The sequence below is a fragment of the uncultured Shewanella sp. genome (genome assembly GCF_947501225.1).
Taxonomy (GTDB): domain Bacteria; phylum Pseudomonadota; class Gammaproteobacteria; order Enterobacterales; family Shewanellaceae; genus Shewanella.
Genome location: NZ_CANMUW010000006.1, coordinates 303,341 through 326,501 on the forward strand (window position 1 = coordinate 303,341; position 23,161 = coordinate 326,501).

The 23,161-nt window shown below is 48.3% G+C and carries 19 protein-coding genes, 1 tRNA gene and 1 pseudogene; 6 read left to right on the plus strand and 15 right to left on the minus strand.

From position 1 onward, the window contains the following. Positions 1-88: 88 nt before the first annotated feature. A complete protein-coding gene (locus Q1B47_RS11640; RefSeq protein ID WP_299793615.1) occupies positions 89-526 on the plus strand; it encodes a DUF3069 domain-containing protein in 438 nt (145 codons plus the stop codon). A gap of 474 nt (positions 527-1,000) precedes the next feature. Here the strand turns inward: Q1B47_RS11640 and Q1B47_RS11645 are convergent, their stop codons facing one another. From Q1B47_RS11645 to Q1B47_RS11660, 4 genes are all read right to left on the minus strand, one after another. After that, on the minus strand, positions 1,001-2,689 hold the full coding sequence (locus Q1B47_RS11645; protein WP_299793528.1) for an NAD-dependent malic enzyme: 1,689 nt from the start codon (positions 2,687-2,689) through the stop codon (positions 1,001-1,003). 201 nt (positions 2,690-2,890) lie between these two features. Then, positions 2,891-3,355, minus strand: coding sequence for a DUF1456 family protein (locus Q1B47_RS11650; RefSeq protein ID WP_299793531.1), 465 nt, complete (start codon positions 3,353-3,355; stop codon positions 2,891-2,893). Positions 3,356-3,442: 87 nt separating this feature from the next. Continuing rightward, on the minus strand, positions 3,443-4,798 hold the full coding sequence (locus tag Q1B47_RS11655) for a serine hydrolase (RefSeq protein WP_299793534.1): 1,356 nt from the start codon (positions 4,796-4,798) through the stop codon (positions 3,443-3,445). Between the two features lie 10 nt (positions 4,799-4,808). Beyond that, complete coding sequence (locus Q1B47_RS11660) at positions 4,809-6,086, minus strand: Nramp family divalent metal transporter (RefSeq protein WP_299793537.1); 1,278 nt, start codon at positions 6,084-6,086, stop codon at positions 4,809-4,811. A gap of 336 nt (positions 6,087-6,422) precedes the next feature. Between Q1B47_RS11660 and Q1B47_RS11665 the strand changes: the two genes are divergently transcribed. Both Q1B47_RS11665 and Q1B47_RS11670 read left to right on the plus strand, forming a co-directional pair. After that, positions 6,423-9,008, plus strand: coding sequence for a TonB-dependent receptor (locus Q1B47_RS11665; protein ID WP_299793540.1), 2,586 nt, complete (start codon positions 6,423-6,425; stop codon positions 9,006-9,008). Between the two features lie 148 nt (positions 9,009-9,156). Further along, positions 9,157-9,780, plus strand: coding sequence for a glutathione S-transferase family protein (locus tag Q1B47_RS11670; protein WP_299793542.1), 624 nt, complete (start codon positions 9,157-9,159; stop codon positions 9,778-9,780). An 87-nt stretch (positions 9,781-9,867) separates the two neighbouring features. Here the strand turns inward: Q1B47_RS11670 and Q1B47_RS11675 are convergent, their stop codons facing one another. The 6 genes and pseudogenes from Q1B47_RS11675 to Q1B47_RS11700 all read right to left on the minus strand — a co-directional run bounded on the left by Q1B47_RS11675 (position 9,868) and on the right by Q1B47_RS11700 (position 15,044). Beyond that, positions 9,868-10,368 (minus strand): DUF4447 family protein, encoded by a 501-nt coding sequence (locus Q1B47_RS11675; protein ID WP_299793544.1) that lies wholly within the window; start codon positions 10,366-10,368, stop codon positions 9,868-9,870. A 73-nt stretch (positions 10,369-10,441) separates the two neighbouring features. After that, positions 10,442-10,843 carry an SMI1/KNR4 family protein gene (locus Q1B47_RS11680; protein WP_299793547.1) on the minus strand — a complete coding sequence of 134 codons (402 nt, stop codon included), beginning with the start codon at positions 10,841-10,843 and terminating at the stop codon, positions 10,442-10,444. Between the two features lie 182 nt (positions 10,844-11,025). After that, positions 11,026-11,814, minus strand: coding sequence for a GTP pyrophosphokinase (locus Q1B47_RS11685; protein ID WP_299793549.1), 789 nt, complete (start codon positions 11,812-11,814; stop codon positions 11,026-11,028). Between the two features lie 190 nt (positions 11,815-12,004). Further along, complete coding sequence (locus tag Q1B47_RS11690) at positions 12,005-14,089, minus strand: M13-type metalloendopeptidase (RefSeq protein WP_299793551.1); 2,085 nt, start codon at positions 14,087-14,089, stop codon at positions 12,005-12,007. A 242-nt stretch (positions 14,090-14,331) separates the two neighbouring features. After that, a pseudogene (locus Q1B47_RS11695) lies at positions 14,332-14,436 on the minus strand (sugar O-acetyltransferase); the annotation flags it as partial. 26 nt (positions 14,437-14,462) lie between these two features. Further along, a complete protein-coding gene (locus Q1B47_RS11700) occupies positions 14,463-15,044 on the minus strand; it encodes a sugar O-acetyltransferase (protein WP_299793554.1) in 582 nt (193 codons plus the stop codon). Between the two features lie 127 nt (positions 15,045-15,171). Between Q1B47_RS11700 and rsuA the strand changes: the two genes are divergently transcribed. Then, positions 15,172-15,864 carry a 16S rRNA pseudouridine(516) synthase RsuA gene (gene rsuA / locus Q1B47_RS11705; protein ID WP_299793556.1) on the plus strand — a complete coding sequence of 231 codons (693 nt, stop codon included), beginning with the start codon at positions 15,172-15,174 and terminating at the stop codon, positions 15,862-15,864. Positions 15,865-15,933: 69 nt separating this feature from the next. Here the strand turns inward: rsuA and Q1B47_RS11710 are convergent, their stop codons facing one another. The 4 genes from Q1B47_RS11710 to Q1B47_RS11725 all read right to left on the minus strand — a co-directional run bounded on the left by Q1B47_RS11710 (position 15,934) and on the right by Q1B47_RS11725 (position 19,052). Continuing rightward, positions 15,934-16,878: a DUF4097 family beta strand repeat-containing protein gene (locus tag Q1B47_RS11710; RefSeq protein ID WP_299793558.1), complete on the minus strand. Its 945-nt coding sequence runs from the start codon at positions 16,876-16,878 to the stop codon at positions 15,934-15,936. Then, complete coding sequence (locus Q1B47_RS11715) at positions 16,875-17,408, minus strand: hypothetical protein (protein ID WP_299793561.1); 534 nt, start codon at positions 17,406-17,408, stop codon at positions 16,875-16,877. The genes Q1B47_RS11710 and Q1B47_RS11715 overlap by 4 nt, the downstream gene beginning before the upstream one ends. After that, positions 17,408-17,944, minus strand: a complete 537-nt coding sequence (locus Q1B47_RS11720) for an RNA polymerase sigma factor (protein WP_299793564.1) — start codon at positions 17,942-17,944, stop codon at positions 17,408-17,410. The genes Q1B47_RS11715 and Q1B47_RS11720 overlap by 1 nt, the downstream gene beginning before the upstream one ends. A gap of 151 nt (positions 17,945-18,095) precedes the next feature. Further along, on the minus strand, positions 18,096-19,052 hold the full coding sequence (locus tag Q1B47_RS11725; protein ID WP_299793567.1) for an ornithine cyclodeaminase family protein: 957 nt from the start codon (positions 19,050-19,052) through the stop codon (positions 18,096-18,098). 277 nt (positions 19,053-19,329) lie between these two features. On the opposite strand from Q1B47_RS11725, the gene Q1B47_RS11730 reads away from it, so the two are divergent. Both Q1B47_RS11730 and Q1B47_RS11735 read left to right on the plus strand, forming a co-directional pair. Beyond that, positions 19,330-21,192, plus strand: a complete 1,863-nt coding sequence (locus tag Q1B47_RS11730; RefSeq protein WP_299793570.1) for a methyl-accepting chemotaxis protein — start codon at positions 19,330-19,332, stop codon at positions 21,190-21,192. Between the two features lie 54 nt (positions 21,193-21,246). Continuing rightward, positions 21,247-22,827, plus strand: coding sequence for a diguanylate cyclase (locus Q1B47_RS11735; RefSeq protein WP_299793573.1), 1,581 nt, complete (start codon positions 21,247-21,249; stop codon positions 22,825-22,827). A gap of 83 nt (positions 22,828-22,910) precedes the next feature. Here the strand turns inward: Q1B47_RS11735 and Q1B47_RS11740 are convergent. After that, positions 22,911-22,986, minus strand: a tRNA-Phe gene (locus Q1B47_RS11740). Positions 22,987-23,161 lie beyond the last annotated feature (175 nt).

Consider the following 23,161-nt stretch of genomic DNA (forward strand, 5'->3'; position numbering starts at 1 on the left):
TTTCAAGCGACAAGCATGCAATAGGCAAACGATCTGTGCCCGATAATCGGCACTCAACAGAATGAATTTAAAAGACACCGAGTTAACTATGACTGATATCTCCCCTGAATATAAAGCACGAGTTGAGCAAGTCTCATTGAACGTATGTAACACAGTGATTCCTATGGATCAGATCCCTGAAAACCTGATGGAAGCCTATGCTAACCTGTGTAATGAGCTAGTCGAAGATAATGATGAGAAGTTTGCCAAGGGGTGGGAGGCGCTGCCAAATAGTGCCAAGGCGTTACTGCCCAGAGAAGACTTTCACGGCTTCTATATCGCTAATGCCTGGCTGCAGCTAAGTCGTGTCGCCCAGGATATCTCGGATATGGCCGACAGCGATGAAGCCATCGATGAGAAGGAGTACAACGGTATATTTACCCGCATCTCAGATGAGTCGCTCAAAGAGAGCGCGAAGAAGTTGAAGAAATCCCGCACCGACAGAGCCCTGCTCAACAGCATTCGCGCGGTTATTGAAGGTAAGTAGTCGAAGGAGAGTAGTCACCTCCCGAGTATGAGGTGTTAATCCTTTTACCGGGTGCTGATTGAGGCTATGGGAAACCATGGCCTTTTTTGTATCTGCCGCCAGCAGGTACCTTACTGCTGTTGCCTACCTACTGAGTCAGATTACTGGGTGCCGTAGCTTCAGAGTTATCTATAGCCTGCGGCTCGCAGAAGCCTCCCAAAGTAAAGAGCGCATAACCCCTGTCGGGAAGGCAATAGATGACCATGAAGGCAAAAGCTTCAACATACTTACCAATATAAAGAACAGATAGAAGATGTAACCAGCCGTCATTCCAAGGCAAAAAAAAGCTACCGATATTAACCGGTAGCTTTATGCTGTTCTCGAACCTCGAACCTCGAACCTCGAACCTCGAACCTCGAACCTCGAACCTCGAACCTCGAACCTCGAACCTCGAACCTGGATCCTGAAACAAGTTCAGGATGACGAGAGAGAGAGTTAGAAAGACGTTCTCTTATAACGTCGATACTCTGCCGTCCAGAAGTTGTCTTCGATGGCCTGCTCGAGTAACTCATCGGTACAGGGCAGGGCGTGTCCCTGTTCGATGGCGACCTTACCAACGGCAAAGGCGATATGTTTACTGACCTTGTGGATCTCCCCCAGCGGTGGCAGCAGCGGGCCTTCGCCTTCCAGTGCCAGTGGCGAGCACTCGGCCAGTGCGCGGCTCGATGCCATCAACATCTCATCGCTGACCCGTTTGGCACCGCATGCCAGGACGCCGAGGCCGATCCCCGGGAAGATATAGCTGTTGTTACACTGAGCTATCTCGAAGGTATCACCATCGACGACCACGGGCTCGAACGGACTTCCCGTGGCGACGAGGGCCTGACCTTGAGTCCAGTGCAGCACATCCTTGGGAGTGGCTTCGACCCGGCTGGTTGGGTTAGACAGCGGGAAGACGATAGGGCGGGGGCAGTGGCTATGCATCGCCTTGATGATCTCCTCACTGAAGATCCCCGGTGCACCTGACACACCAATCAATACGGTCGGTTTAGCGTTGTTGACGACATCCAGCAGTGAGATGTTCTCACTGAAGTTCTCCCAGCTCTCGATGTCGTCACATTTTTGCGCCAGCTTTTGCTGGAATGGTAACAGGGTTGGCATATTATCTTGCAGTAAGCCCCAGCGGTCGACCATGAAGACCCGTGCACGTGCCTGCTCTTCGCTGAGCCCCTCAGACACCATCTGTGCCACGATGGCCTCGGCAATACCACAGCCCGCGGAGCCGGCACCGAGGAAGGTGACGCGCTGCTCACTCAGTTTGGTTTTAGCCGCTTTACAGGCCGCTAGCAAGGAACCTACGGTTACCGCCGCCGTGCCCTGAACATCGTCATTGAAGCAGCAATATTGGTCCTTGTATCGCTCGAGCAGCGGCATCGCATTCTTCTGTGCAAAATCCTCAAACTGGATTAATGCATCCGGCCAGCGACGGTGTACTGCCTGCATGAAGGCTTCGACAAATTCGGCATACTCTTCGCCACCAATACGCTGGTGGCGCCAGCCCATATACATAGGATCTTCGAGAAGGTTAGGGTTATCTGTACCTACATCGAGTGTGATAGGCAGGGTATACGCGGGGCTGATGCCACCACAGCTGGTATAGAGCGACAGCTTACCGATCGGGATCCCCATGCCGCCGATCCCCTGGTCACCCAGACCCAGAATACGTTCACCATCGGTGACCACGATTATTTTTACCTTCTGACGGGTGGAGTTATTCAGCAGATCATCGATACGATCTTTGTTTGGATAGGAGATAAACAGACCACGATTACGACGATAGTTTTTTGAGAAACGTTCACAGGCCATACCCACTGTCGGGGTGTAGATGATTGGCATCATCTCGGTAATATGGTTCTGAACCAAACGGTAGTATAGGGTCTCGTTGGTATCCTGAATGTTTCTCAGGTAGATATGTTTGTCGAGATCGTTAGTGAAGTTGGTATATTGATCATAGGCTCGGGAGGCTTGCTCTTCGATGGTTTCAATCACATGGGGAAGCAGGCCTTCCAGGTTGAAGAAAACACGCTCTTCATCGGTAAATGCGCTGCCCTTGTTGATCAGAGGAGCCTCGAGAATAGCGGGGCCAGCAAAGGGAAGGTAGAGGGGGCGTTTATGATCGTCCATTGGTAACCTTTATGATATTTTTAGTTATTTAGGATGCTGTTATCTGTCTCCAGCAAGATTAACATAAAGTGTGATCTTTGTTGCCTTTTAGCCGACTAATTTTGTGATTATTTTCTATCTTATCTGTTTAAAACACTCTGGATCACAGAGACAAAAAAGCACAGCCCGAGCTGTGCTTTAGTTTTAACTTCGACAGTCAGTCTACTTACCGCGATGTTTAAGGGACAAACCGGCTAAGAAATTACGCAGTACCTGGTCGCCACACTCTTTGAAGTGCTTATGACCCGGCTTTCTGAACAGGGCACCGAGTTCGGATTTAGACATATTAAAGTCGGCCAGCGCTAAAGTGTTGATGATGTCATCTTCACGCATCTCCAGTGCAACTCTTAACTTCTTAAAGATAAGGTTGTTGTTGAGCTGAGATACCGGCTTTGGGATCTCCGCTCCCTCTCTCAGACCACGCTTTTCGATGATCAATCCATCGAGGAACAGGCACATGGTCTTATCGTTACAGGGCTGATACCCCTCTTCCGCCTCTTTCTTTAGCAAATTAATGATTTGCTCCTGAGATACCTCATGCTTAACTTTAGCGAAGATCTTGATCATCTTGGCATTTGGGTAGTCGAACACGAAACGTAAGCGGCGTAAAATATCGTTGTTAATCATGATGTTTATTTCTTTATCTCGATGATTCCGCGTCTGCGGGATCTTGTGGTGGCTATTATAGCCGAATTTACCGGTGAACCTCCGGATTTATTTAACATCTTGAATCTGTGTCGACAGCAGCCTCTCTCTGATGATTGCCCGAACCTGGTTATGCAGCTCAAATACCCGCTCCAGAGAGTTCAGGTTTAATGAGATGTTTTCAAGCATCACCAGACTCATGTCAAATTGCGGATAGTAGAGGGTCATAGACATATAGCCAGGCAGATACCCGGTATGGCTATATTCGGTGAGGTCACCATCAAAGTTTATGCGTAGCCCGTATCCGTAACTCATATTCGGCCACAGGAACGCTATCTCGGTGTGAGGCGTTGTCATCAGATGATAACTTTTGGCACTGGTTAACTTTCCCGAGTGTAGCTTTTGCTGAAAATCGGCGAAGGCTCTGGCGGTGGCTATCACTCCCCCCGCTGGGATCAGGGATGGGGTTATCTCGAGATCTGATGGACTTAACCCGTTTGCAGTTTCAGTTAACCCTATGGCGAGAGCGGGGGCTCGTTGACGAATATCATCAATATCCCCCAGCTCTGCATAGATGCCTCCTAATCTATTGGCCAGTTTGAAGTCGGCAATCTGCTGAGCCAGCGGCTGTTGATTAACCTGCTCAAGCAACTCTCCCAGAACCGTGTATCCATAGTTGGAATACTGAAACTGTGAGCCCGGTTCGAAGCGGTTGGGCTTGCCTAATCTGTCGATACCCGAAGTATGGCTCAGTAGGTGATGAAGGGTAATTCTCTCATCGAAGCGGTTCGGATTGAAAAACGGTTGCTCCTGTGTGGAGGTGCCATAGAGGATCTCAGGTACGCTCTCGGGAGAGGGACTCTGCAGAGCCGCAGTGCTGCTCGGTGCATTTTCGTCATCGGCTTGAGCTGTTGCTAAGTCTGCATCGGCAACTGTCTCAAACTTTGCATCGAAGCCCGGAGATGCCTCACTCTCAGGCTTTTTACTCAAGTTCGGCTCGTTATCGACCCGTGTGTCGCTATCGAATCGATAGCTGTTAATTGTACGGTCGAGGTGCAGTTTTCCGGCATCGACGGCTCGCAATATTAAGGTCGCAGTGATCTGTTTAGAGAGAGAGGCGATGACAAAACTGGACTCTTGATCGATCCCTCTGCCCTTTTGCAAACTGAGCAGAGGTTTCCCCCCTTGTGACAAGAGTACACTGCCGCTAAAGGGTTGCAGGGAGTTATCGATGGCCTCCCTGACTCTATGTGCCAGGGGAGTCACCTGCGAGGCTTGTTTATTCGAGTCAGCCTGTTCGTTCAGGCTGTTTTCCGCGGTGGCGTTTTCTTTGGCATCTGGGGTGTCGCCATGAACGGGGGCTATTAATAAACTGAGCAGGATTGCAATCCCGCGTAAGCCAATTGGGTTAATCCCTGATTTCATCTTAACTTCCTTACTTCGTTGCTATCCAGTAGATAAACAGGCCGGCGAAACCGAGCAGATAGAGTAGGCCTATTTTAGAGAGTAGCTTCATCTTCCAGCCATAGCGGTCAGATTCGGGGAGGGGGGAACTGGTCATCAGTTTATAGTTTAACCAGGCAAACACCACTGTGGTCATGAAGGCCAATATCATGACAAATTCCAGCAGTGGCAATAATGCCCCCTTAAAGAAGAGTATGATGGCGAGCCCCAGGGCGCTGATGAGCAGCATGAAGCATGTAAGTAGCTTGTTTGAATTGGGCTTTTGGGTCAGTAACTGCATGCCCATGTTCAGGGTGCGGCTATAACCATCGATAACGGTCACTGTGGTGCTGAATATACATAACAGGGCGACAGCACCAATCAGGTAACGGGTCTCCTCCCCCAGGATCTGGCTGTATAGGGTGATAAGTTGGCTGGCAAATTTAACCCCCGATGCTGAGAACTGCTCACCACTGCCATGCATGACCAAGGAGCCCAGGGCTAAAAAAACGACGGCTAGCAGAGCCGTGATTATGTAGCCAAGATTAAAGTCGAAGATGGCCTGCTCTTTAGTGATACTTTGGCTTTTCTGTTTTTCCAATAACCACAAAGAGTTCCATGCACTGACCTCTATCGGTGCGGGCATCCATCCCATCATGGCGACCAGGAAACCGATATACCCCCACTGCCATGGGGAGGGAGATATAAATTCGGAATCGACCAGAGAGGGGGCATTCAGTGCCAAGGCGACGGCAATCAAGGTGGTGACCGTAAGGCAAAACATGATCACCTTAGTGAGTTTATCGAGAAGCGCATAGTGGCCGAAAATAAGCAGAGTCAAGCTGGATATTAAGACAATCAGCCCCAATATATCGATAGATAACGGGATGAATAGTGTCAGCATGGCTGCGGTTAACATGGTTACCCCTGCCGTGCTGGCTATGGCCGCTATGGTGTTGAGTGAGGTAAATAGTATCAGGTAGCCCCGGCCCTGTTTCTGGTAACCATGGAGCAGGCTCTCATCGGTTGCCGCCGTGTAGCGGGCTCCGGCGGCAAAAAATGGATATTTGAGCAGGTTGACGGCTAAGATCAGCCATGCAAGTTGCCAGCCGAATTCGGCGCCGGCCCGGGTAGAGGCGACCAGGTGTGAGGCGCCTATAGCTGCGGCGGCCATTAATAAGCCGGGCCCCAATGCCTTCAGGGGTACTCTCGCTGAGCTATAGGTGGCCTTGTGTGAGTTTAAATCAGGCTTATCGGCTAATTTTTCCATGAGAAAGTGTTCGCTCTGCAATCGTTTTGAGTGGCGTTAATTTCTATCTGTTTGACTAATGTCCTATCCATCTATCGCCCCTTGTTTAGCAAAGCGAATAAATTAGATTAACAAGATGTTGCAATGAAACCAATGCTGAGAGCTGCATTAATGTGGAAGGTTCGGAATGAGGAGCTCATTAAACACTTTCCTCTGCCTGTTTGATACGTGTTGAACTTAAATTATTTGACTTTGCTAATTTAGGCTTTAGTTTAGTTTTGGCAGCACTTACAGCAACCGGACTGAAGTTTGTGGTAGTCATGGCGCTAAAAACAATAAAAAAATCAAAGGATGATTATGAAGATACTACAAGCTTACCCCAGCCTGTGCGCACTGGCTGTTTCATCAATACTCACTTCAAATGCGTTTGCAAACGATGAGCCCGTAGAGAGAATCGAAGTTACTGGAACTCATATTAAACGTATCGATATGGAGGGAGCCTCGCCTATGACGGTGTTGAGCGAAGAGGATATCGCTCGCTCAGGTGCACAGGATATGTCTCAACTTTTGAGTAAGTTACCCATCTCTGGTAGCGGTACATTTTCCACACAAGGTAACAACTCCGACGATACTGCCAACGGTGGCGCGGCGGTCTCTTTGCGTGGTTTAGGGGCGGATTCGACACTGGTCTTGCTTAACGGACGCCGAATCGCGGTCTCTTCGTTTGCTAAGTCTATCGATACTGCCTTTGTGGATATCAACTCTATTCCCATGTCAGCGGTAAAACGTGTCGATATCGTTAAAGATGGTGCCTCTGCGACTTATGGCTCCGATGCAATTGCCGGAGTGATAAATATCATTCTGAAGAAAGATTTCGAAGGCTTCGAGGTGAATGCAAAGGTCGCTGAAACAGTTGAGGATGGCGGCGGTCAAACTGCGGCGTCGATGCTTTGGGGGACCAGCTCGGAACGTTCCCATACCACTGTGATATTGGACTATTTTAAAGAGAATGAGACTCTGTTTGGTGACAGGGATTACTCTAAGTCAGCGAATCAGACCGCAAATGGTGGTTTCGATTTCCGCTCATCGGCGGGTAATCCCGGTAGCTATATTCCAGCCACCATAGGCATTGATGGTTCGATTACACCTAAGTCAGACCTTTATAGCTGGACGCCGGATCCGAACTGTCCGGCAGAGAATATAGGTGGTGCCTATTGCCGCTACGACTACGCTCCGGTCATGACCTCTGTGCCGGAAACCCGTCGTATCGGTCTATCCGTCTTTCAGGATTTTGAAATTAATGACGATCTGAAGATGTTTGCCGAGCTGATGTATCAGCATAACGAGAGCGTGATCAAAGGTGCGGCGAGTCCATCTTTCAGTGAGTTTTACATGCTTGACAGTAATCCTCTTTTCACCAGCGGAGCCGCGACAAATCCTTTCCCCGGCGAAGACTTAACCATGCGACGTCGCCTGACTGAAACGGGTCCGAGACAGAAGAGTGCCGAATCGGATAGTGCTCGTGTCGTACTGGGGCTTGAGGGAATGGTGGCGCAGTGGGAATGGGAGCTGGCGTACACCTACTCCTATAACCGTAACTATGAATTCGGTCAGCAAGGTTTTGTCTGGACGCCCAGATTGCAGGAGCAGATTAATGCGGGTAACTTCAATCCTCTGGCAACGACCCAGTCAGCAGAGGTGTTAGAGCAAATATCGGTAAATACGACCCGTGACGGTAAATCTACGACACAAGCTGTAGATGGCAAGATAGCTGGTGAGCTTTTCGACATGCCTGCCGGCAGCGTGGCTATGGCGGTCGGTTTCGAGTACAGGGAGGAGGAGTTATCGGATAATCCGGATGAGCTTTTCCTGCGTGGTGAGATTTTCGGTACTGAAGCGACACAGGCAGCGGGGGAGCGAGATCAAACTTCACTGTTTGTTGAGTTTGCGGTGCCGGTATTTGAGAAACTGGAAGCACAGTTGGCGTTACGCTACGAAGACTATAGTGACTTTGGTACCACCACCAATCCGAAGGTTGCTCTGAGATATACGCCACTGGATAATTTGACTCTGAGAGCGAGTTGGGGAGAGGCATTCAGGGCTCCATCCTTAGTTCAGATGGGCCTTGGTGCAACACAGGAGTCTCCCGGAATCGTCGATTCGGTTCGCTGCCCGTTAACCGGGCTCGAAGAGGATTGTAGTGCGCAAGAGCGTACCGTGTTGTTTTCGGGCAACCCCAACCTTAAACCTGAAGAGTCAACATCTTATAACTTCGGCGGTGTTTGGGAAATTGCTGAAGACTTAAGTGTCGGTATCGATTATTGGAATTATGATCAAGAGGGGCTAATTACCTCAGATACGCAGCATTTGGTCGATACCCAGGGCTCAGATCCATCTGTGGTTAAGCGTGAGCCTTCTGCTGGTGGTGTACCCGGCCGTATCATTGAGATCTATGACCAATTCAGGAATTTAGGTGGCCAGACAACGGATGGTATCGACTTCGATCTTAAATATCGTATGGATACCGGGAGCATGGGAGAGTTTGGCTTTAGCTACAATTTGACCTGGGTTAACTCATTCGATCAGGTTCGTGAAGATGGCAGTAAGAAAGCGTTGGCTGGCAAGTATCAGCACCCTGAGTTTCGTTGGACAGGGGGACTGGACTGGGGCATCACCGACTGGCAAACCAGTGCACGGGTGAACTATATCGGCGAGTATGAAGATAATGTTGATGCAGGAGCCGAAGGCATGATCGATTCCATGGTGACACTTGATTTAAATGTAACCTATGTCGGATTTCAGCAGTGGAGCCTGACAGTAGGTGGTAATAATGTTCTGAATCAGGAGCCCTCTTTTAGTCAGGCTGACTTTATGGGATATGATCAGTCGACCCACTCGGCGATTGGGGCCCTCTGGTATGCCAAAGCAAGCTACCGTTTTTAATGGCTAGTCGTGGAGTGAGCGATATTATAAAAGGGTAAGAGAATGTAAATGCGGTCTTCCATAGGCCGCATTTTTTCCTTTAAATAGAGAGTTAAATCAGTACCCATTGGTATTTGAGCAGGCAATTTGGATAACGAAGGAGTGTGTCATGATTAAGTTGTATGGTGTTCCCCGTAGCCGTTCGCTACGTGTCTCATGGACGCTGGAGGAGTTAGGGCTGGATTGGCAGTATCACTTCATCAATTTCTCCAAAGGAGATAGCCGGAGCGCAGATTTTCTGGCGGTGAACCCCTGCGGTAAAGTGCCAGCACTGATCGATGACGAGCTGGTTATGACAGAGTCGGCGGCTATCGTTTTGCACCTGGCGGAAAAGTATGGCGACAGGAAACTGCTACCCGAAGTCGGTTGCGATCTCAGTGCCATCCACCACAGGTGGGTGAGTTTTATTATCTGTGAGTTAGAGCAACCTCTGTGGACCATGGGTAAGCACAAATTTGCCCTGCCAGAAAACCTGCGTCAGAGCAGCATATTACCTGTTGCTAAGTGGGAGTTTGACAGGGCGGCGGCTATTGCGGAAGAGTGGCTGCCGGACAGTGATTACCTGTTAGGGGAGAGTTTATCCGCGGCTGATATCTTGTTAGCACATACTCTGTTGTGGGCGACGCGTTTCGAGCAGGATATCCCGCCAAAACTTGCGGCCTATCGAGACCGTGTTACTGCGAGACCCGCGATGGCCAGAGCACTCGAAAAAGAGATGGCCGGCGCCGAGTAAAAGCCGCTGAGTTGCACACAAAAAAAGCATCTATTTAGATGCTTTTTTTGATGCTCTCTTCGCAACTCGCAACTCGCAACTCGCTATTTATATCTGCGTTGCAGCCCATTTTGCCCGGCTTTCGCGGCTCTCTTTCAGGCCCTCCTTCTCACGGAAGGCTTTGTAACCTTCAACATCGAGTGGGACTAAGGTTACCTCGACCTCAAGAACAAGCTTACACTCTTTCTTGATACGCCACGCGGCTGTGTTATATAGCTCGGTGAGCGGCAGCGAACTCAAGAACTCAGGGTTGTATTGGGTATAGATAGCTTGAGTCGGGTAGACCACAAAACTGAGTCTGCGCTTAGGCTCTTTCTTAAATAACTCTTCGATTCCGTCACAGGTGTTCAGTACCTGCATTTCAATGATCTCATCTATCTCCAGCAGTTTCTTCTCAGCAAGACCTGATACCGGTTTCTCGCCGGCTTCCCAGGCGAGAACATCCTCTTCACTCGCTTTTGAAAGTTCGGCGACCTGCGCAGGGGTTAGACCTACAGATAAACGTAGGTACTTTATTTCGATGGCATTTAAGCCGGCACTTTTTGACATGATTTTTCCCAAATAGAGATGATTTCCGCAAGCTTGATGCGAAAATTTATTTAACTTGTTTAGAACCTGGAATCTAGCTCTGTAACCAGACCTCTTCGGCCCACTGCCAGAATGATTCCCAGGTTTCACTCTCCAGCTCATCTTCGCTCCAGAGCATCACCTGACCCTCCTGGTCGATGCAGTAGAAGCTATTACCCTGTTGGCAGATAGCAATATACTCTCTTGGCATGCCGATAGACCAGGCATAGGCGGTGACTTCCGGCAGGTAGGTGTGGGAGTAGGGATCGCTGGCGGTTACCGGTTCGATGGTTCCGTAGATAACATCACTGGCGAAAAGAAGGTACTCCTTTAGCTCTGCAGGCAGAGGAATGAGGATCTCCTCTTCAACGACCACGAGTTGTTCAAAGGTCGGGAGTTCTAAAGGGATAGGAACCGTTTCGCTTAGTTCCCGTAGTTGCTCAATGATGTCGTGCATCGTCTCTTCGCTGGTTATGTATCAGTGGCGACAGTATATCCTGATTGTCGTTATTTTGTTAGTTAGGCTTTGTAGCAAAACTCATATTTTGATTTTACTTATTCTGTATCTGGGGAGTTGATAGCCCGGTGAGTGACTCAGAGGTTTAACCGAGCCACTCATCCTGTGTTGGCAGTAAAGGGTTAGGCTGCTGCGGCGGTAATGAGTCCGGCTTCATCGATGCGCTTATATTGCAGCCAGGCTTTATGGTACTGCTTATGTGAGGTCTGGCGCAGGTGAGTGATTCTCGCCGTTTCAAACTCATTTAACGCTCTGCTTTCACGCTTAGCCTGGGCTTGTATCGCCTGTACCTCTTCATACACTAAGTGCTCTGCGCCACTCTTTATCTTTGCTATCTCATCTAAATGAAGCTGCACCTCGGCGATCATCTTTGACCCCGGCAGCCTGATAAGTACGTTGAGATCGCGATAGCCTGATTCCTTGGGTGAGGCGAAGCGGTTTTTGACCTGGACTATCTGAGTTTTTGTGCTCAGTGATTCATAGGCTTGCATCAGATCATGAATATTATTGCTAACCAGTGTGGCTCTTGCCAGATCGGTTAACAGACTCGCGTCACCATCAAACTTAGTTATCATCTTCTCCTGAGCCCTCGAGTAACTCTTGATGGGAGGCAGCAGAGGCGAGCTGTGGCTGTTTTCGGCTATGGTGTGCATGATAAGGTTCAGCTCGTCTTGCGCGGGCTGCGCCTGAGAGTAGAGGGTGGCGAGATCGCAGCTGGTCTGTCTGGGGATCTGGTGTTGGTGACTGGAGATAGAGGTCAGTCCGGTCAGGTTTTTGGTCAGAGATTGCCTGACGGCATAGTTATCACTTTTCTCTTTGACGTCATTTTGTAGTTCGTAAGTGGCCGCGAACCCTGTGCGGGTAGATAGAAGAAGCAGGAAGATAAAAAACGTACGAAACAATCTGTTCATACTAGTCATAAACATAAAGTAGACCTCTTTTCTCGCTGAAATACTAAACGATAAGGTTAATTTAGGCTCTGATTGCTTAATCCACGCTGAATGGGTAATTAAAGTTTGTTCATATAGGAGTCTATCCGATTCAGATATAAAAAAAGAGCGCTTAACGCGCTCTTGTGAAAGATAAAATAGGTTTGTTAACTTACCAGATCTTTACACGCTTCTCGGGTGGCAGGTACATGGCATCACCCTCTTTTACATCGAATGTGGTGTAGAATTCAGGCATGTTAGACAGGGCTCCCACTGAACGGAATTTAGCCGGAGAGTGAGGATCGGTTGCCACACGGTTACGCATAGATTCCTCTTTGATCTTCGCACGCCAGATCTGAGTAAATCCGATGAAGAAGCGCTCATCGCCGGTTAAGCCGTCGATAACCGGAGCCTCTTTACCGTTAAGAGACTTCTTATAGGCCTTATAGGCAATGGTGACACCCGATAGATCGCCGATATTCTCACCCAGTGTCAGCTCACCGTTAACGTTTAGGTCATCGAATACCGCATAGCCATTATATTGTTCGACTAAGGCTTTACCGCGTGCGGCGAATTCAGATAGATCTTGCTCTGTCCACCAGTCCCGCATGTTGCCCTCACCGTCAAACTTCGACCCCTGGTCGTCGAACCCATGGCCCATCTCATGACCAATGACGGCACCGATACCACCATAGTTGACGGCATCATCGGCCTGCATATTAAAGAACGGAGGTTGAAGGATTGCCGCGGGGAATACGATCTCGTTCATGGTCGGATTATAATAAGCGTTGACCGTTTGTGGTGTCATATGCCATTCCCACTTACGGATTGGGCCCGCAAGCTTCTCCAGCTCTTTCTCATGGCCCAGCAGACTTGCACGAATACTGTTGCCGACGAGGTCATCGGCTTTAATCGTCAGCTTACTGTAATCTTCCCATCTGTCAGGGTAACCAATCTTGGGATCGAATTTAGCGAGCTTATCTTTTGCCGCAACTTTGGTGTCGGCACCCATCCAGTCCAGGTTATCTATGCTGTCACCGTAAGCCCCGCGCAGGTTCTCAACCAGTGCCTGCATGCGCTGCTTGGCTTCAGGCGTAAAGTGGCGCTTAACGTAGACTTTACCCACGACCTCACCGAGTAGTGAGTTAACCGTGCTCACGCCACGTTTCCAGCGTGGTTGCTGCTCGGCCTGGCCATTCAGTGTCTTAGAGAAGAACTCGAAGTTTTCCCTGTCAAGTTCAGCCGTTAGTTGGCCGGCAAAGTGTGTAAGCAGTTGCCACTGCATGTAAGTCTGCCATGTCGCAAGTTCGTTGGCCTTTAGGACTTCATTGAAGCCCTGAATGAAGCTTGGTTGATTAATGATGATGTCGCTCTGTTTCTCGACACCCAATGTCGTCAAGTATCCGTTCCAATCGATGTCGGGTGCCAATGTTGGAAGGTCTTTAACTTGCATCAGGTTATAGGTCTTAGTGCTATCGCGAGTCTCGACGACATCCCAGTGCCTGCTGGCTATTGCTGTTTCGAGGGCTAATACCTGCTCGGCGCTGGCTTTAGGGTTTGCAAGACCAGCCAGAGTGAACATCTTTTCGATATGTTCGACAAAGGCTTTACGAATATTCACGAATCGCTCGCCTTCGTTGAAGTAGTAGTCCTTCTCAGGGAGGCTCAGACCATATTGCCAGATATGGGTCGCATAACGGCTGGAGTCTTTAGCATCGACATTGATATAGAAAGCCAGTGGAGTGCCACCGCCTATGAGCTGGCTGTGAGCAAAATATCTGACCAGTTCCTCTTTCGACTTTAGTGCGGCTATCTTATCCAGCTCGCCCTGTATCGGCGAAACTCCTAGCTTGTTTAGCGTATCTGTATCCATAAAAGAACGATACAGGTCGGCAACTTTCTGCTCGTCACTACCCTCAGTTAAGTTTGGAGTGGCGGCAACCTCTTCAATAATGGCTTTTACATCATCACGGGATTTTTCACGAAGGTCATAGAATGCCCCTGCGCTGGTTCTGTCGCTCGGGATCTCGGTGTTCTTTATCCAGGTACCGTTGACGTAGCTGTAGAAGTCATCCTGGGGACGAACTGACTTATCAAAATTGGCGAACTCTATACCTGAGCCCAGTGCTTTAGCTACTGCAGCTGCTGCCTCAGTTTTACTGGTCTCAGGAGCCTTTATTTCGGCTTCTTTATTATTGCAGGCACTGAGACCTACTATCAATGAGGCACAAAGTCCCCCAACGAGTACTTTCTTCATTACGATTCCTTTGTCTGCTGGTTGCCCATCTTTGGGTCATTGTTGTTATGTCCAATGCCACTGCTTTAATGATACGGCAACTGGATTTTGCTCAGTAAGTCTATGTGGGGCTTACATCGTGTTACACATGTTAAGGTTTTGAGGTGGGTATAGACAAGTGTTGACGGGCACTTACGTGTGTTTCAAGCCATTTAGTTATGTAAGTAAAGGTTTCTTCCACCATGAAACCGGCAAATATCGGCTTAGCGTTGCTTGATCACTTTCGCCGGGTTTCCGGCCGCCACAGATTTTGCCTGAACATCTTTAGTGACTACCGAGCCGGCACCGACAACGGCTTCGTCGCCGATGCTAGTATTTGGAGGGGAAATTGCGCCTATAATTCAGGCGCTTGTCTATGCTGATTATCTGGCGATAACACTTTGATTAATTTTGCCGGATTTCCGGCAACCACAGTTTTTGCCTGAACATCTTTAGTGACTACCGAGCCGGCACCGACCACGGCTTCATCGCCTATGCTGATACCCGGAAGGATAACTGCGCCGCCGCCAATCCAGACCCGTTTGCCTACGGTGATAGCCTTGGCAATCTCGAAGCCCCGACAACGCTTTTCAGCATCGAGCGGGTGGTTGGCGGTATAAAACTGGACATTAGGACCAACCATGGTGTGCTCCCCAATGTGGATGGGAGCGTTGTCCTGCAGAGTCACATTACTGTTGATATATACCCTGCTGCCAAGGTGAATGTGCAGGCCGTAACTGATATAGAAAGGCGGGACTATGATGGCATCGGATGAGATATGCGGCAGCAGTTTCTCATCATGTTGGTAATCGAGCATCAGGTTAGCCTGTCGATTACGGATCTGTTGTTGCTTTCTTAGCTCCATGATCTCCATGTCTAAGTAGTTATACTCCAGACCGGAGATCATTTTTTGATAGTTACTGAGTTCCTGGTTCATAAGCGCTCCTGCTCGTATCTCCAAACAGGTTAGGGGGAAGTCGACTTACTTGCCAAGCAAATCTTTGCCCTTTGTGAGCTTGGGCTTCATAATGTCGCCACTTGTGTATTTTTAGCTGAGAACCATAGTGCGTTTAGACAAATTTATCTGCGAATCTACTTCGCTAACCCGCTCTTTAGCGAAGAAAGCCCTGCATCGTGGTGATGTGACTTGTGATGGTGAAGTTGTTAAGAACGCTGGCTTTAAGGTGACCGATGCTCATACTATCTGCCTCGAAGGCGAGCAGCTTTCGGTTGTCGGCCCCCGTTTTATCATGCTCAACAAGCCTGTCGACACTATCTGTTCGACCATAGATGAGGTGTATCCATCGGTGCTTGGCTTGTTGGATATTGAAAAGCCCGAAGATCTCCATATTGCGGGGCGCCTCGATGCAGATACGACAGGGTTAGTACTGATCACAAATGACGGCCAGTGGTCCCACAAAATCACCTCTCCAAGGAAAGAGTGCGGTAAACGCTACCTGCTTGAGGTGGCCGAATCTCTGGACTCATCACTCATCGATGAGTTTGCGAAGGGGTTGCAGCTTAATAATGAGGATGGATTAACGAAACCGGCTATATTGGAAATTTTAACGCCTCATAAGGCAAGACTGACGATAACCGAGGGTAAATATCACCAGGTTAAGCGTATGCTTGCTGCGGTAGGAAACAGAGTCACCGCCTTACACAGAGAGTGCGTGGGTAAGATTGAGCTGGATGAAGAGCTTGAACCCGGAGAGTGGCGCTACCTAACCGATGAGGAGATAGACTCGGTCAAGTAGACGAATATCTATTGATATAAGGCCTGCAGATGCAGGCCTTTCGTTATCGGCTTTAATAAATAATCATACTCAGTCAGAGAGCTCAATTGAACCGCTGATGGTCGATATTTTGATATCGGCACCGCCGCTGACGGTTTGGAATTTAAGATAAGAGGTTGGAGAGTACTTCTCCTTTTTGGGCTCGTCATCGGTAAGTTTGTTTCTGATCTTTCCTCCCGGTCCGCCGTTAATATTGAAGTTGGCGGCTATATTTTCAGGGAGATTCAATGCTATATCACCACTCACGCTATCCAGGTTTGCTCTGGATTTCAGGCCCGTCATCTTGAGCGAGATATCGCCACTGATAGTCTGGACTCTTAACTCGTTAACTTCACTCAGTTGAACCTTGCCGTCTCCCGATATCAGCTCGATAGAGACATTTTCGGCTGAGGAGTTTGCCGTAAGTTCTCCACTGACCAGCTTATAGCTTATCTCTCCATTACTGTTTCTATCCTCTATCGCTCCCGATACCGTATCCAGTTTTATCTTTCCGGCTAAGTTCGATGTTTGTATATCACCGGATACTGTGTGGATGAAGGTTTGATTGGTGATATCGGAGGCTTCGATATCGCCGCTGACGGAGTAGACACCAATGATTCCGGATAGCGAGGAGAGGTTGTAGCTGGAGGAAAGCCCCTCTGCGTCGAGAGTCAGGTTTTTAGGCACCTTGATGATAAAATCAGAACCCTTGCTATTATTTCCATTGAAATTACGGGGCATCTTATCTTCCAGTGTGACCTGATTTCCCTGCTTATCTAATATAAAACCTTCGCTGAGTTCATCTAAGGTCCCCTTTACGCTTATCTCATTCTTATCCCAGGAGCTTATCTTAATCTCTCCCCTCAGCACCTTGATATTGAGTTTGAGGTTGTCACCTACAGATAATTGCTTATCGACAGACTGTGCGGCGATAGCCATATTTGCTACCAATATAAGGGGGATGGCGAGGTAACTTAATATTTGAGAGGGTTTCATATTGTCGCTCCTTGTGAATGTTGTGAAACAGGTAGCTTCTGCCCCTGCCTTAAAAGTTCTATCTCTCTGTGTTGGGTCCATAGCCACAATTGCCAGAGTTGTTTATCGGTTGGGTTACGTTGCAGTGATTCATAGAGCTGTCTGGCGGCCTCCCTTAGCTGTTCGATACCTGTTTCGACGGGAGAGCTATATTGGCTGCTCCGCCAGTTAACCAGTGCACTCGCTTGTTGAAGTTGTGCAATTTGCATGTCGTGTTGAAACTTTATCTCCGCGAGGGTATTTATCAGGGGGGCATTTGTCTCGATGGGCTGTAAATCCGGCGTCATGTAGTTCTGTCCTAACAGGAGAGCAGTCAATAGCACTCCGGCTAATGCTGCATTACGCCATAGGTGGCCTTTGCCACGCATGCCGGGGTTACTAATGGGGGCGTCGAGGCGTTTATCTATGTTGCCCCATAGGTCATGCTCCGGAGTCATCTCCCTGGGCAGATTAGCGACTAAATCGTCTAGCTTGCTACCTTTACTATCCATTACAGCATCTCCTGTAGTAGCTTTCTGGCTCTGTGGTATTGCGCCTTACTGGTGCCGGATGCGATGCCCAGCAAGCTGGCTATCTCATCGTGTTTGTAACCTTCAATTGAAAACAGGATGAACACTATTCTTGCCCGCTCGGGAAGTCTGAGCAGTAACTTGTCAAACACCTCATACTCTGCTTTCTCACAGCCGGTTTCACTATGTTCATGTATCGATGAGAATCTGGCCCAAAAACTTTTGTGTTTCTTAATGCTGTTCAATGCCTGATTGACGGTCATGCTATGTAGCCAGGTGCTAAATTGGCTATCTCCCCGAAATTGAGGTAGCTTCTGCCACAAGCGCACGAAGGTTTCCTGTGTTGCTTCTTCGGCTAAGTAGGCTTGTCCTGATAGCCTGAAGCAGAGGCCATACACTCTCTTGTGATGAAGCAGATAGAGTTGCCTGAAGGCGGTCTTATCCCCCAGCTTCGCTTTTTCAATCAGTTCCGGCTCTGAAAGCTGATGGCTCTCGATGAACTGTATCTGTGCATTCACGCAATATTCCCTGTGTTATGAGTTCCAAACTCTTTTGATAGTTTTAGACATAGGCTTGGCAGGAAAAGGTTTGAACCCATATTAAATAAATGTTGCAAAAAGGTATATGTGTTGTTTGGGTGGGGAGAGGGGGCTTCCTCTCCCTTGAAGGTTATTGGTTTTGCTTTATTTCAGCAAACACCAGTTGTGCTCCGACAAGATCGGCTAAAGCGGTACCGACGGTTTTAAATAGGGTTATCTGTTTGTCGTCGGTTCTGCCCTTGATGCTGGCATCGCACAACTGCGCCAACTCCCCCTTGACCTTATTTGTGCTGTATACCCCTTCGGTGATGGGAAGTTTGATCTCTCCGGCTTCAGCAAAAACATTGATTTTTGAGTCGACATAAACATCGGATTTTAAGATCAGCTTGGTGTCGCATTCTCGCCTGTCATGGTTGTGGTTACCAACGAAATCGGTGTGTGTCCCCTCCTGTACCCAGTCACCGTCGAACAGAGGGGACGGAGAACCGGTGGCGCAACTGATGATGTCAGCATTTCGCACCGCAGCTTCAAGGTCATCACATAGTTGAACATCGATATCCGGTCGACTGGTGTTCACTTTATCGATAATTTGTTGTGCTTTTTCCGGGCTACGGCCCCATATCTTTATTTCGGTGATAGGCCTGACGCTTGCGTGGGCGAGTGCCATAAACGATGCCAGGCGTCCGGTTCCGCATATCAGCAACCTTGAGGCGTCCTCTCTTGCCAGGAAGTCACTTCCCAGCGCCGAGATGGCGGCGGTACGCCAGTAAGTCACGCTGGTACCATCGACTAATGCCTGCGGAACGCCGGTTTTACGATCAAAAATCATGATTTTGGAGTAGAGACTCTCTAACTCTGATGATTTAGCCGGATTACCGGGAAAGTAGGTGAAGGCCTTAACTGCAATTGTTTGCTCATTCCATGAGGGGAGCAGGGCAAAGGCATCACTGTGGGATGATGATTCATCTAAAGAAAATACTTGCCGTTGAGGCATACCGGCTGGTTTAGAGAAGGTCTCTTTCAGTGCGCAGATCAGCTTCGGAAAACTCAGTGTTTGATGAATGGTGTCGGCATCGATGACTAACATAAAGGCTCCGCTTGTATTTTTTTTGGATATTGTATACCAATTTGGGGTGGGAGATATACTATTAAATTTATGTAAGGAGCGTTATTAAAGTCTGAAAAAGGCTGTATTTCATGGTTATATTATGTATTTTTACTAAAATCAGCTAATGATGCTGGCTTAGGTGCCGATAACAGCAGGAGATACATCATAATAATTTTAATCCTGCTGTAATCAACTTAGCCCTGTGATTTATTTACAACTATTCTTAATAGAGTGCTCTAGTTAAAAGGTCGCCAATATGCTTATTCGTCATAAATTACTGCTCAGCGCCGCAGTGTCGATTCTCTCGATATTTGCCATGTTTGGACTGCAACTATATTCAAGCGGTGTACAGGATGATCTGTCACATACCGCTCAAAATATTATTGAGTTAGAGAGAGGGGTGTTAAGCCTTAGAAAAGATGAGAAGGATTTTTTCGCCCGCTTAGAGCTCGGTTATCTGGATAAGCATCAGGCAAAATCAGATGAGATTGCGATGGTGATAGAGAAGTTAAGGGAGGATTTCGTTGCCTACGATATTTCGACCGAGACATTGCAGAGCTTTGAGAGGAGTTTGAGTCACTATGGGCAGTCCTTCAAGAATGTGGTCAAGCTGCAGCAGGAGATTGGCTTAACGCCGAAAACCGGTCTCTATGGCACATTGCGACAAGCCGTTCATGATGTGGAAACTCTGGTTAAGAAGTATGACGAGCCAGAGTTGATGGTGATCATGTTACAACTGAGGCGTAATGAGAAAGATTTCATGCTTCGTCGGGATATGAAATATAAGGAAAAATTTGACAGCAATATCAGCAAATTTGAGCAGGCCTTAGCCGAGTCCGCACTGGACGAGAGGGCCAAAAGTGAGACTTTGTCACTCATCGGAAGTTATCAGGGGGATTTCAGAACCCTGGTCGCCAAGGAGCAAGCTCTGGGTTTAACCAAGAATGATGGTGAGATGGCGGCTCTGCGTGATGCCATCGCGACGGCAGAAGAGGATTCCGAACGGCTCGAAGAGCAAGCCGTTACGGCTATCCACGCCGCTGAAGAGTCCTCTCTTACGAGGGGAGTCGTGATATTTGTTCTGATCGCAATTGTTCTTTGCGCCTTCACCTTCATCATTATCCGCAGTATTATGGAGCCGGTTACACGGATCACTCTTGCAATCTCAAATATCGAAAAAAATAAAGACCTGTCGGTTCGCTGCGATGCTACCGCCAATGATGAGCTGGGCCAGATCGCTAAACACTTTAACCTCATGGTAGAAAGCTTCCAGAAGCTGATTGAGGAGGTGATTGAATCGGTTCAGATCATGAACCACTCATGTGCAGAGCTCTCATTAAATGCAACCAAAGCCTCAGAAGGCGTGGGCCAGCAGCTTAATGAAACCGATATGGTGGCGACCGCCATAACCGAGATGGGGGCCACTATCGATGAGATTGCAAAGAATACCGAGCTGGCCGCCGACAGGGCCGGTAATACCCATGAGAATGCTCAAAAAGGGCAGGCAGGAGTCGAACAGACCATAGAGAAGATTCAATCTTTGGCCGAACAACTTAACGGATCGGCGCAGGTAGTCGGCGAGTTGGAGAAGGACAGCGAGACGATCGGTAGCGTACTGGATGTGATCAGAGGCATCGCTGAACAGACAAACCTGCTTGCGCTTAATGCGGCTATTGAGGCGGCTCGTGCGGGTGAACAGGGACGGGGATTCGCGGTTGTCGCCGATGAGGTGCGCAGCCTGGCGATGAGGACTCAGGAATCGACCGAAGAGATTGCCGGGATCATTCAAACTCTGCAGGAGAGAACCCGCTCCATAGTACAGTTGATGGAGGCGACACAAAGGCAAGGTGGAGAGAGTGCGGAACAGGCGGCATCAGCCGGTACCCTGTTGGAGCAGATAAATGTCGATGTGACAAATATCATGGATATGAGTACTCAAATTGCAGCAGCAATCGAAGAGCAGAGTATGGTTGCCTCAGAGGTTAACAAGAATGTCGTAGTTATCAGAGATATTGCTCAGGATTCGGCGACAGCTGCAGATGAAAACGCGCAAGCTTCGAGTGAGGTTCAAGCTCGTGCCGAGTCGCTTCATCAAGCCGTAAGTTTATTTAAGATTTAGGCCCGGACTTATTCGGCGAAGTTAGACATACGCAGGGGGATGCAAGTTCGATTGATGAAATTAAATCATTTTTTAAATTTACTTGGCTTAGTGATCCTCTTGCTCTCATTCCTGGCGGCGAGTGTGATCTATCAATTTGTCTACCTGCCGGCCATCGAGTCACAGATTCGTTCACAGCAGGAGAAGGAGCTTCTTGCTGTTCAGCGTGGTATCAAGTTTTCTCAAAAGAGTCTGGAAACCCTCTGTTATGATTACGCCGTCTGGGATGAGATGGTTGAATTTGTCGATTCCGGCGAGCAAGCCTTTATCGATTCCAACTTAAGTGTAAATAGTTTTGAAGCTGCCGATATCGATGGGGCCTATCTCTTCGATACTCAGGGGGAGTTGCTGTGGCAGTATTACGCTAACCCTAAGCTATCCTCCCACCTTTTACAACGAAATGATGCTGCCTGGGTTGGGGATGTATTACCCGATGACAATGTTATTGATGGCAAAAAACCATCAACGAGAAATGGCATCATCAACTTAAACGGAACTGTGGTCTATTTCAGTAATGCCGTGGTGTTACCGACGCGGGGGAGTGGTGAAATAGTCGGTAGCCTGTTGATGATTAGGGCGATAGACACCAGTTTGCTCGAGCAGATAAGGCAGTTGAGCTTGGTTAATTTCAATATCGAAAGTTTAGATCCCGGGCAGTCATATTCCGGCCTTACAAATTTTGATAGCTCGCCTGATATAGGAGAGCTGGCCTCTAAACATGAGTGGCTTATTAACGATATCTTTGGAGTACCGACACTGAAGATCACGGTGGTTCATGATGAGAGGCTCTCGCCTTCAATTTTTACTCCAGAGTCTATCCTCCTCTTTATCACCTTGATTATTGCAACGGCGTGTTCGGTGATTCCTGTGTCGGTGATGATATTGAGGCCAATACGCAGTGCCAGTTTGGTTTTAGATAAAATGGCCGAGCGAGGGGTCTTGTATAAGATGAGAACGACATGGCATATCGATGAGATAGTTCGCCTGTCCAGCTCTTTTAACTTGATGGTAGATAAATTAGAACGGCATCAGAATTATCTCGAGTCTCTATCCTATAAAGACCCCTTAACCGGAATTGCTAATCGCCGCAGTTTGGAGGTTTTCGCACAGCGCGCCTTTACTCAATGGAAGGAGGGGAAGGGTGTCATCGGCTTCCTGATGATAGATATCGATCTGTTTAAGGAATACAACGATAGTTTAGGTCACCAAGCCGGAGACAAGGCCATTCTCTCTATCGCTCAAACCCTGCTTCTTGAGTGCAGGCGCAGGGGAGAGTTAGTAACACGTTATGGTGGAGAGGAGTTTTGTGTCGTTATCCAGGGAGATAACTTTGCACAGATGGAGTTGTTATCAAAAAGGATGCTGGAAAAAGTAAGAGAACTCAATATATATCATCCAAAATCCAGTTTCGGGGATAGGATCACTGTGAGTATAGGCGGAGTCTTTTATGAGCATTTCCACCCTTCGTTTACTGAAGCAAGTTGGGAAAGCATGGTGGCGTTGGCCGATGAGCAGCTCTATAAGGCTAAGTTGTCCGGACGCAATCAACTCAAGCTTGAGTACAGAAGAGCTAAGCCATTACAACTCGTGGAGTAGTTTTACTGCTAAAAATGATTTAAATATCGGGAATTATAGTGAGATAAGAACTTTGTCTGACCTTAAAGTCAGGAGAAGAAAATTGGTGCCCGAACCCGGAATCGAACCAGGGACACGAGGATTTTCAATCCTCTGCTCTACCGACTGAGCTATTCGGGCAACGAGCGCTATTAAACGGGTTTTAGAGTTTTGAGTCAATAACTTTATTTAATTTAATCGTATTTGTGGTTCGTTTGGATGAGTTTTGTTCTAATTTGTCTCTATGCTTGCCGTAACGTATGAAAAATCACTTCGTAACCCTCATCGCGGCTGCCCTGACGAATATGGAAAAGCG